General features: G+C 37.5%; 11 protein-coding genes and 1 pseudogene. 5 read left to right on the top strand and 7 right to left on the bottom strand.

Annotated features, from left to right (window positions below; genetic code table 11):
* The first annotated feature begins 251 nt into the window (after positions 1-251).
* Complete coding sequence (locus tag V7137_RS27660) at positions 252-992, top strand: YwaF family protein (protein WP_335701035.1); 741 nt, start codon at positions 252-254, stop codon at positions 990-992.
* Positions 993-1,501: 509 nt separating this feature from the next.
* Positions 1,502-1,726 (top strand): annotated as a pseudogene (locus tag V7137_RS27655) (helix-turn-helix domain-containing protein); the annotation flags it as partial.
* 103 nt (positions 1,727-1,829) lie between these two features.
* Here V7137_RS27655 and V7137_RS27650 read toward each other — a convergent pair.
* From V7137_RS27650 to V7137_RS27625, 6 genes are all read right to left on the bottom strand, one after another.
* Complete coding sequence (locus V7137_RS27650) at positions 1,830-2,723, bottom strand: ketopantoate reductase family protein (protein WP_335701034.1); 894 nt, start codon at positions 2,721-2,723, stop codon at positions 1,830-1,832.
* Between the two features lie 71 nt (positions 2,724-2,794).
* A complete protein-coding gene (locus V7137_RS27645; protein WP_420490188.1) occupies positions 2,795-3,562 on the bottom strand; it encodes a class II aldolase/adducin family protein in 768 nt (255 codons plus the stop codon).
* Between the two features lie 104 nt (positions 3,563-3,666).
* Positions 3,667-4,068: a MaoC/PaaZ C-terminal domain-containing protein gene (locus V7137_RS27640; protein ID WP_335701032.1), complete on the bottom strand. Its 402-nt coding sequence runs from the start codon at positions 4,066-4,068 to the stop codon at positions 3,667-3,669.
* A complete protein-coding gene (locus V7137_RS27635; protein ID WP_335701031.1) occupies positions 4,065-4,514 on the bottom strand; it encodes a MaoC family dehydratase N-terminal domain-containing protein in 450 nt (149 codons plus the stop codon). The genes V7137_RS27640 and V7137_RS27635 overlap by 4 nt, the downstream gene beginning before the upstream one ends.
* A 20-nt stretch (positions 4,515-4,534) precedes the next feature.
* Positions 4,535-5,299 (bottom strand): 3-oxoacyl-ACP reductase FabG, encoded by a 765-nt coding sequence (fabG, locus tag V7137_RS27630; RefSeq protein WP_335701030.1) that lies wholly within the window; start codon positions 5,297-5,299, stop codon positions 4,535-4,537.
* Positions 5,300-5,354: 55 nt separating this feature from the next.
* Positions 5,355-6,533 carry an acyl-CoA dehydrogenase family protein gene (locus tag V7137_RS27625; RefSeq protein ID WP_335701029.1) on the bottom strand — a complete coding sequence of 393 codons (1,179 nt, stop codon included), beginning with the start codon at positions 6,531-6,533 and terminating at the stop codon, positions 5,355-5,357.
* A 325-nt stretch (positions 6,534-6,858) separates the two neighbouring features.
* On the opposite strand from V7137_RS27625, the gene V7137_RS27620 reads away from it, so the two are divergent.
* From V7137_RS27620 to V7137_RS27610, 3 genes are all read left to right on the top strand, one after another.
* Entirely contained in the window at positions 6,859-7,011 is a 153-nt protein-coding gene (locus tag V7137_RS27620) for a YpzG family protein (RefSeq protein WP_144550091.1), read from the top strand.
* 191 nt (positions 7,012-7,202) lie between these two features.
* On the top strand, positions 7,203-7,706 hold the full coding sequence (locus V7137_RS27615) for a GNAT family N-acetyltransferase (protein ID WP_335701028.1): 504 nt from the start codon (positions 7,203-7,205) through the stop codon (positions 7,704-7,706).
* Positions 7,707-7,811: 105 nt separating this feature from the next.
* A complete protein-coding gene (locus V7137_RS27610) occupies positions 7,812-9,461 on the top strand; it encodes a PAS domain S-box protein (RefSeq protein ID WP_335701027.1) in 1,650 nt (549 codons plus the stop codon).
* Between the two features lie 40 nt (positions 9,462-9,501).
* On the opposite strand, the gene V7137_RS27605 is transcribed toward V7137_RS27610, so the two are convergent.
* Positions 9,502-10,494: GerAB/ArcD/ProY family transporter (locus V7137_RS27605; RefSeq protein WP_335701026.1), on the bottom strand; the 993-nt coding region annotated here is incomplete at its 5' end.

Raw genomic sequence — 10,494 nt, 5'->3', positions numbered from 1 at the left:
AAGCATCTTTTCGACACTACCTTTCAAAATCTTCTACTCTTTATTTTTAAGAAATGAAAGTGGAAAGTAAATCCATCTATTTTCCTTTAGACTTTATTCCTACCTATTGTAACGGTTTTCTTCACCTTTTATAATAGGGAATCCTTAATACATCAATCGGACAGTAAATAAAATCGTGTCAGTTTAATGGGTCAATGAATACAATTTAGAAAAAAAGCATTTCAATGTACAGTGAGAGGTATGATGACATCATGTTTTCTGTTACAGGAATGCAGGGTTTTGAGTTGTTTTCAACGGTCCATATCATTACGTTGGCTCTATTCTTCGCGGCATGTTGTGCGTTAGTGTATTTCCGAAAAAAACGTAAGATTTACCAGCAGATCATTAAATGGACACTTTTCATCCTTTTGCCTGCATGTGAGATTTCCTTGCATGTATGGTTAATCCTCACAAATCAGTGGGATTTGAACGATCTTCCTTTACAATTGTGTTCACTCAGTACCTTTTTAGCCCTGTTTTTATTTTTGAAAAAGAATAATAAAGTGTTTTATTTGTTATATTTCTTTGGCACCTTAACTCCCATTTTAGCGATGGTTACACCTGAAATGGCCTACACATTCCCACATTTTCGCTATATCGAATATTTCCTTCATCATTCTGTTATTCCGTTAGCTGCATTTTATTTTATCCTTTATGAAGGTTACCGGGTTCCCAAGAAAGCGATCTTATTTAGCTTCCTAACCATAAACATGATTGCCGTTCCCGTATTTTTCTTAAATCTCTTGCTTGGCACGAACTTTTTCTACTTAGCGGAGCCAACTGAAGCCAAAACAATTCTAACATTCTTCGGCAGTGGAATTATGTATTATATTAATCTTGAAATCGCCGCACTTATTGTGTTTTTCATCACCTATTTACCAATGGGGGTTTTCCAACGGATTGAAAATAAAAACAAAAAAATGGAAGTTAAAAAAGATAATGGGTTTAGCTAAGCTCACATCAATAAGTAACAAACGAAAAGGATGAAGGCTCGAGGACTTCATCCTTTTCGTTTATTCCGTACTAACTGAAAGAGAAGTTCAGCCAGTCAATATCGTAAACTCCCTAAACGTAACCAAGACGTGTTAATAATGTAACGGTTGCAGCAGTACATAAACGAATTACGCACAAATTTCATGACTAAAATCTTAAATTTTATCAGGGATTAGGCACTCTAAGTGAGTTCCTTCCTATACATATAAAGTACAAATAATAATTTTGTTGACTTTTTGTCAACATTTATATAGCAACAAGCACTTTTTGGTTTACTTAGTTTTTATAAAACAACCTGAAAAATTGAAAATATATGAAACCATTAAATCATGTGAGAAACTCAATGTTGACAAAGTGTCAACGAATATGTATATTTCAAATTGCATTTGCTTTTTCAAAATAGGAGGTACTTTGCAATTATATCCTTAATTTTTTGAAGTTTCCTATGATCATTTTCAGATGAAATTGTATGAAAAAGATAGAAAGGAAGGCAGATATGTCGGATGAAAAAATAGATAAAAAACTAGGATTGTTTTTGAAGAAATTGTTAAAAGAACGTTCTTTATCCATGCGGAATCTTAGTGAACTTACTGATATTGACACAGCCACTATCTCACGGATTATAAATGGGAAACGCAAAGCGAATCCTGTACATTTGCAAAAATTCGCTGACTATCTGGATGTCCCTATTTCAGAATTATTTATTGTTGCAGGTTATTCAATTGAACAGAAGAAGACATCACAGCAATCTGATATTTTTATGTCTGTTGAAAGTATTCAACTCTTACTCGAATCTTCTAATTTAATAGATAATAAATGGTTTCCAGAACAGGGGTTTCTACCTTTACTTCTCTTCCTTTTTTCACGATATATCCACAGATTGATTCTAATTCCAACGTTTTCCCTTTCAGCATATCCTGAAGCATGGAAGTTTGATGATCCTTTGCTAATTGTCCTTGTGCCAAAATGGTTTCATAGAAATCTTCTTCCATATCAATTCCCAATCCAACTGCAACAGCTATTGATTCTTTGCAAATTTTTATCGCCAGTTGGTGCAAGCCCTCATCATCATAAATGGCACCAACCCTTGACTCGATCAGAGCTGTTAATGGATTAAAGGTTACATTCCACAATAGCTTGTTCCATTTGATTTTAATAACATTGGGGGATGTGAAGCTTTCTATGTTTGCTTCATTAAATAATGTTGCTATCTCATCTACCTTTTTAGCTAAATTGGCGTCAACAGCCCCGATAATTAATCTTGGAGGTACACCAATCTGCTTTACTACACCCGAGTCTATAACGCTTGCTTGAATGTAAGCAGCTGCTGAAAGTATTCTCCTTTCACCAAATATGGAAGAAAGAATTTCTTCATTGTCCACTCCATTTTGAAGCGTCATGATTAGGCAGTTTTCTTTTAAAAACGGCTGAAGATGGATGGCAACATCATTTGTATCTGTCGCTTTTACACAAAATAACAGCAAATCTATATCGGAAAATGCCTCATATTTGTCGGTAAAGAAACCATCGGTAGTGAATTTTCCCACTTCACTTTCAATCATTAAGCCTTTTTCCTGCAACCTCTCGAGGTTGTTTCCCCTTGCAAGGAAAACGACATCATTACCGGCCTTCTTTAATAGTCCGCCAAAATAGCCGCCGACAGCTCCAGTTCCTGCAACACCAATTTTCATTCTTCATCCTCCAGGTATGGTGGTATGTTTGGTTCTGAAAAGACTAAACTCCATCATTTCAGATAACTAAGTTAATCAAGTAAATCAGGCTGTTCTTTTATAATCCGATTCCATAATGGCTGGAATTGAAACCATCCAGCCTCTGAAGTTCCCACTGTTTCGTACGTTACACTCGCATTAACATCCTCAATTAGAACAGGTTTCCCTACTGACTCCGCAAGCAACTGAGCCTGGCATGAACGTTCCATTGTGATAAACCACCAAGCCGCTTCATCAACTGATTTCCCGACAGTTAGCAAGCCGTGATTTCGTAATATACACGCTTTACGGTCCCCAAGGGCTTTCCCAATCCGTTTTCCTTCCTCAATATCCAAAACCACGCCAGTGTAGTCATCAAATAATGAATGATCTTTATAAAAGGCACAAGTATCTTGGGTAATAGGATCGAGCAGACGGCCAAGGGAAGACCATGATTTACCATAAACAGAATGGGCATGTGCAGCGGCAATAACATCAGGGCGTGCTGCATGAATCTGAGAATGGATGGCAAAGGCTGCACGATTTACAGGATAGTTGCCTTCAACAACGTCCCCCTCATGGTTACAGAGAATTAAGTCAGAGGCCTTAATTTGGCTAAAATGCATCCCGAACGGGTTAACCCAGAAGTGATCTTTAAACTCCGGATCTCTTGCGGTAATGTGACCTGCCACTCCTTCATCAAAGCCAAATTTTGAAAATAACCGAAACGAGGCAGCTAATCTCTGTTTTAAATGTTCTCGTTCCTCCTCCATAGTCGAAAAAACTGGCGGATGATAGCTCAATACCATTTTATTAGTCATGGATTCACTCCTTTTTGTAGTCGTGCTATTTAATGAAAAATAACAATAAACCCAGCACCAAGAAGAGCAGTTCTCTTGATGCCGGGTCATAAATTCACTCATGCTTAGTATTGGTGATACAATACTTCACCTTTTAACACTTCATTCCCTTGTTGATTTACAGCCTGGACCGTAAAGCGCAGGTTTTTATCCTGCTTTTCTTTCAATGTTGCCTTCAGCGTGATCACATCGTTCAAAAATACCATCCCTTTGAAGCGGATTGAGTAATCCATCATAAATCCTTCTTCATAATAGGCAGTAAAAAGCTTAGCAAGATTCCCCATCGTCCACATCCCATGGGCAATAATACCAGGTAATCCGGCCTTTGTTGCCTCGTCATCAATGGTATGAATGGGGTTAAAATCTCCAGATGCACCTGAATATTTAATGAGATCCATCCTTGAGACTGGCTCCAATTGAATTTCCTTTACAGATTCTCCGACTTGTAACTGTGCAAGTGTACTCACTTAACCAACACCCTCCTCACAGCTTCAGATATGACAACCGTTGAGGTTGAACTAAATATCAAAGCGCCTGAAGCATCTTCTCCAAAGCTTTCAAGAACCAAGAACCCCATCTCCCCAAAGTTCCCTTTTTTCTCAAAATAGTTCTTCACTTTGGAAAAGCAGTAAATCTCTTCACCAACCCTTAAGGGCCGTTCGTAATGAAACGTTTGTTCACCATGGATTAAACCTTTATTGGGCAGGTTTAACCCATCGATATCACCATACTCAAATGTCCTCGGAAAGGTTGGCGGTGCAATGTTTGCTCGATATCTTGAATTTTTCCCAGTCTCTTCATCAAAGTATATCGGATGGAGGTCCCCAATTGATTCCGCGAACTTCTTGACGGCTCCTCTTTCAACTACATTTTTAACTTTGTTCGAATGTTTACCTATCTGGTTTTTAAACAATTTATCTTCACCTCATCTATTTAGCATTTTGGTCCGCCAGCAACATAGATAACTTGACCATTCACGAACGATGATTTTTCATCAGCAAAGAAGGCAACGGCATTGGCAATATCTGCCGGCTTTCCACTTCTTCCGACCGGAATTGTAGCTACACTTGCTTGAATAAGCTGCTCAAATGGAATCCCGATTCTAGCGGCCGTTTCCTTTGTCATTTCTGTTTCAATAAATCCTGGTGCGACGGAGTTTGCAGTGATTCCATATCTACCTAACTCAATTGCAAGTGTTTTTGTAAAGCCCTGCAATCCGGCCTTTGCGGCAGCATAATTGGCCTGCCCGCGATTTCCTAGCGCTGAGGTCGATGAAATATTGATAATTCGCCCATATTTATTTTCGACCATATATTTTTGGACAGCGCGGGCTGCATTAAATGATCCTTTTAAATGGACATCCATTACAGTTTGCCAGTCTGTATCTGTCATTTTAAAAAGCAGGTTATCACGGATGACTCCGGCATTATTAACCAAGATATCGATAGAGCCGTATGTTTCATAGACCTCTTTCATTGCGTTTTCAACCTGCTCGGCATCCACGACGTTTGCCACTTTGGCATAAACTTCATAACCTTTTTCTTTTAATTCACTGGTCGTTTCACTTAACGCCTCTTCATTTAAATCGATTAAAGCAACCTTTGCACCTTCTTCTGCAAAGAACTCAACAATCCCTTTTCCGATGCCGCGGCTTCCACCCGTTACAAACGCCACTTTCCCTGCAAATCTCCCTGCCATTTCTATTCCTCCTCTAGTTTAATCTATTTGTAGAATACGCTTACATTAAATACGATTAAACATATTGCCCAATCTTGACATGCCCTTTAATAAGATTACGTGCGATAATCATGCGTTGGATCTCATCTGTGCCATCGTAAATTCTCCAAAGCCTAGCTTCACGATACCAGCGCTCAATCGGTAATTCTCTTGTATACCCCATGCCGCCGTGAATTTGAAGGACACGGTCGACGACATTGTTGCCCATATTTGCACCATATAATTTTGCCATCGATGCCAAGTGACGGTTATCTTCGCCATTATCAAGTGTAAACGCTGCGTTCAACACGAGCCATTTTGCGGCTTCGATTTCAACCGCTGAATCAGCGATTTGCCATTGGATTGCTTGTCTTTCGGCAATTGGTTTCCCAAATGTGACCCTTTCTTTGGCATAATCAATCGCCATTTGCAGCAGGCGTTCGGCCGAACCGACAGCTCTGGCACCAACGACCCAGCGGGCAAAACCGATCCACTCCAGTCCAAGATTATAGCCTTTGTGTAATTCACCTAGGATATTTTCTTCTGGAACACGAACATTATCGAATACCAAGCCAGCTGGTCCCCATTCTCCCATTGTATGTATATACTCAGATTTCCAGCCCATTTCCCGGTCAACAATAAAGCATGTAACCCCTTCTCGCCCTTGTGTTGATTGATGTAGGTCTCTATCAGTAATAGCGATTGCCATAACAAAATCTGCTTCGTTTCCACCAGTAATAAACGTTTTTTCGCCATTTAGGACCCAGTCATTGCCGTCTTGTACTGCCGTCATTTTAATATTTCTTGTGTCGGAACCAGCACCAGGCTCGGTCATGGCAAAACAAGACTTTTTCTCCCCATTAATTGTAGGAATTAAGTATTTTTTCTTTTGTTCTTCATTCCCATAATAAAGAATATTATCTGCACTGCCGCCAAATTGAAACGGAACAAAGGTTTTTGAAACTTCCATTAACACAATTGCCATCATCATTTGTCCAAGGTCTGCCCCGCCATATTCTTCTGGTGTGTTAATTCCCCAAAACCCGGCTTCTTTAGCCTTTAATTGCAGTTCTTTTAACTTACCAGCAGGAAGACTTGGTTTACCTTCTCGTTCATTTCTTAGAACATCGTTTTCAAGTGGAATGAGTTCTTTTTCTACGAATCTTCTAATCGTTTTTTGAACCATTTTTTGTTCATCCGTCAATCGTAAATACATCACATTCACTCCATTCTTATTCTAAAAATCAAGATTAATGCCGTTAATTAATCATATGCTAAACCGAACGAATGCATACCTACCGGTTGGTATGTTAACTTTATTTTATTCCGAACTTTCAGATAACACAAGCTAATCTTTACCTTATTAACAAAAAAATCCACTGCAAACCAGAATATTCAATATTAATCAATCATTCACTATGTAACCGACTAAATAATATAATAAATTCTGTTTAGATGACTATTTTCCTGTTTTTTTACAAATGATAAAGAAGATATTCAATAGAATATCTTCGTTTCCAATCCTTTGATGAGGTGATTTGATGAGCTATAAAGATCATTTAGATCCGCACTCAGAGCTTTTTCATTATGGTACAACGAGAGCGAAGCATACCAAAGCACAGATTAATGGGCAAACGCAAATGTCACAAAATCAGATCATTCTAAGGAGTAATGCCAAGGCCCACCGCTGGTAAGGTTTTGGCAGAGAAACGTAAAATGGCAGGGTAAAAACATCCTGTCATTAGAAGAAAAGACCTTTTCTCGGACTAGTTCGGGAAAAGGCTTTTCTTTTTTCTAAACAATGTGCTATTACAATATTGATAATGTTAGTTCGAAAAGATAATATAAAAGCTATTAGACAATAAAAACGGGAGTGGTGTTTAACGTGTTTGAGGACTTCAACATTAGAGATGCAAATATGAGTGATTTAACAGCCATCATAGAAATATACAATACAACAATCGAAAGCAGAATGGTAACAGCTGATCTTGAACCAATCTCAGTAGATAACCGAGTGCATTGGTTTCATGAACATTCACCTTCTTTTCGTCCATTATGGGTCGTAGAAGATCAAGGCCAAATCTGCGCATGGGTTAGTTTTCAATCTTTTTACGGCCGTCCTGCCTATAATGCAACTGCTGAAATTAGTATTTATATCCATCCAGACTTCCGAGGGAGAAAACTGGGTAAATATTTAATTCAAAAAGCAATAGAAGCCTGCCCACGTTTAAACATTAAAACCTTGCTGGGTTTTATTTTTGGCCATAATGAACCTAGTATTAAGCTTTTTACAAGTTTTGGCTTTGAAAAATGGGCACACCTTCCAAATGTAGCCGAGTTGGATGGAATTGAGAGAGATTTACTCATTCTAGGGAAAAGAATCAAATAAACCATGGAAATATACTTTTACCACTATTGTATTATTCCAAATTAATGGATTTTCTAGTACTATAGACTAATGTACGTTATTTAATGAAAAGAACTGGTGATTTCCATGGAGAAAAAAAAGCTCATACTTCTTTACCTTATTTCAAGTATTATTTGGATATATAGTTCCAATTATTTAATTGAACAATACATACCTTCTTCAATCGTTGGTGTGGTTGAAAGAGCGAAAGAGATCTTTTATATATTGGTTACAGGAGGATTTATTTATTTCTTTATTAGTAAAAAAGAGGAATTAACAGCATCGCAGGAAGATCAAGAACGTTTATCGACCTTAATAAATTCGATGGTAGATTTTGTTAACTTTAAGGATGGCGAAGGCCGATGGATTGAAGCCAATGAATTTGGATTACAATTGTTTGGGCTAGAACATGTTGATTATCGAGGAAAAAAAGACTCGGAATTAGCCAATTATTCTGACTTTTATGGTGATGCCCTTAGATATTGTGAAATTTCTGATGAAGAAGCATGGAATAATCGAGCCATTACCCGTATTGAAGAAGTCCTTCCGGTCCCATATGGGTCATCAAGAATATTTGACACAATCAAAGTGCCGCTATTTCATACCGATGGCAGTCGACAAGGATTAGTAATCATTGGAAGGGATATTACTGAAAAAAAGGAAATGGCCTTAAAATTGGCAGAAAGTCAGCAACAATACAAATCATTATTCGAATACAGTCCAGATATTGTTTATATGATGGATCTGAGTGGAACCATTACCAATTTAAACTCACAATATGATGTCATTACAGGCTGCAAACGAGAAGAAATGATTGGAAAAAATATTAAGAATTTATTACCGAAAAAGTATATTAGATATTTACCTAAATTTATTTCTACCGTTGTTGAAGATATGAAACCAGTCATGTATGAGATAAACATTCCACACGCAAACGGAAACCGGATTATATTACAATGTACCTCCCTTCCAATCATTATTAATGGAAATACGACTGGAATTATTGGTTATGGCAGTGATGTGACCAAATTAAGGGAGACAGAAGAGCGCCTCCGAAGGACTGAAAAGTTATCGATCGTGGGTGAATTATCTGCTAGCGTAGCTCATGAAATTAGGAATCCACTGACCTCCTTAAAAGGGTTTGTTCAGCTTTTACAAGTGGAAGATGAAAAGCACCAATACTTTTATCAGATCATGTTAGACGAATTAAACCGTATTAATCATATTGTCGGTGAGCTATTGTTATTGGCCAAACCGCAGATATTGAAATATACCAAGGCAGACCTGCAAAAATTATTAAAGGATGTCATCTCACTATTAAGCACGGAAGCAAGTTTATATAATGTTCAAATCGATTCCTCCTTTCCGGAAAAGGAAATCGTCATTGAGTGTGAACCTAATCAGCTCAAGCAATTATTTATTAATATTATTAAGAATTCGATTGAAGCATCACAAAAAGGTGGAACCGTTTCAATTGATTTGGAAAAGTCAGAAGGAAATAAGGTATTGATCATTATTAAAGACAATGGCTGCGGTATCTCAAAAGAAAGATTAGAGAAAATTGGTGAACCATTCTACTCATCTAAAGAAAAAGGGACGGGATTAGGATTAACGGTCAGTTTCAAGATTGTTCAATCACACCAAGGCACGATCCAATTCGATAGTCAGAAAAATCACGGGACCTCTGTTCGAATTGCCCTCCCTGTAAAGCAAAATCACACAAAGAATAAACGCTGATTAACCAATGAAATCGTATAAAAAATGTTTAAGGCCCGCGCTATGATGCCGGGCTTTTCTTTTTCTTCCAATTCCGAAAGAAAGCAATCATTAATAAAGTAACAGGGATGATAATTTGAAATGGCCAATGTAAATAAAGAGGGACAACAACTAACCCTTCTTTAATATGTTCCGAATAATTTGTGGCAATCGTAACTGATGCAAATAAGACGATCAGTCCTAATGGAAACCCAATCTTGCGTTGATTCGGTATTTGAAAGATATCAGCAGCACCGGCCACAGCAGCATAAAAGTATATTGCAATCTTAAAAAAACCTCCAATGACTAGATAGAGCATAAATAATACATCTAATCGTTCAATAAAATCGGCAATTTGAATTCTCCCCACTGTTGTTAAAAGAGGGAAAGTGGACCGTTGAAAGAGCGCTACACCTAAAACAGAAATATTTACTACCACTGTTATGGTAATATTTATTCCGCTTAAGATCATCCCACTTAAACAGACGATTTTTGCCTTCTTTTTATCTCGTAAGAATGGGAGCAGCATGGTAAAAACAACCATTTCTCCAAAAGGAAAGGTAATGGTTTGGGTTAGAAATGTTTTTATGACTGGTTTCAATCCATTTTCTAAAATCGGCTTTAAGTTTCCTAAATGAATCAAACCAGAAAAGACGATTAATAACATACCTAATATCGCTGTCATGTAGACAACCCCAAAGAAAATTTCTCCAACCCGGGCTAATACCTCAAACCCCTTATGGATTGCATAGATAATAGTAACGATCATCAAGGTATTAATTACAAATAAGGGAGTACTATTATAAATAGTTGACGATAATAACTCTCCAAAATCTCGTAATACCCTTGATGCACAATATAAAAAATAGACAATATATAATCCCCCTATAACCCGTCCTAGCCATTTCCCAGTAATTTCTTGAACATAACTTGTAAAGGGAATGTCAGGGTAGTACATAAATAATCGATAATAAACAAAAAAGACCATTATTCCGCCAGCTAATCCCAACAATAT

It is taken from the genome of Neobacillus drentensis (genome assembly GCF_036962765.1).
Classification (GTDB): domain Bacteria; phylum Bacillota; class Bacilli; order Bacillales; family Cytobacillaceae; genus Neobacillus; species Neobacillus drentensis_C.
The sequence above is the reverse complement of the archived record's forward strand: the minus strand, read 5'-3'. Positions and strand labels throughout refer to the sequence as shown.

Coding starts and splice junctions, on each gene's coding strand:
- V7137_RS27620 (WP_144550091.1), top strand. CDS start 6,859: ATGAGCTATAAAGATCATTTAGATCCGCACTCAGAGCTTTTTCATTAT.
- V7137_RS27625 (WP_335701029.1), bottom strand. CDS start 6,533: ATGTATTTACGATTGACGGATGAACAAAAAATGGTTCAAAAAACGATT.
- fabG (WP_335701030.1), bottom strand. CDS start 5,299: ATGGCAGGGAGATTTGCAGGGAAAGTGGCGTTTGTAACGGGTGGAAGC.
- V7137_RS27660 (WP_335701035.1), top strand. CDS start 252: ATGTTTTCTGTTACAGGAATGCAGGGTTTTGAGTTGTTTTCAACGGTC.
- V7137_RS27610 (WP_335701027.1), top strand. CDS start 7,812: ATGGAGAAAAAAAAGCTCATACTTCTTTACCTTATTTCAAGTATTATT.
- V7137_RS27650 (WP_335701034.1), bottom strand. CDS start 2,723: ATGAAAATTGGTGTTGCAGGAACTGGAGCTGTCGGCGGCTATTTTGGC.
- V7137_RS27645 (WP_420490188.1), bottom strand. CDS start 3,562: ATGACTAATAAAATGGTATTGAGCTATCATCCGCCAGTTTTTTCGACT.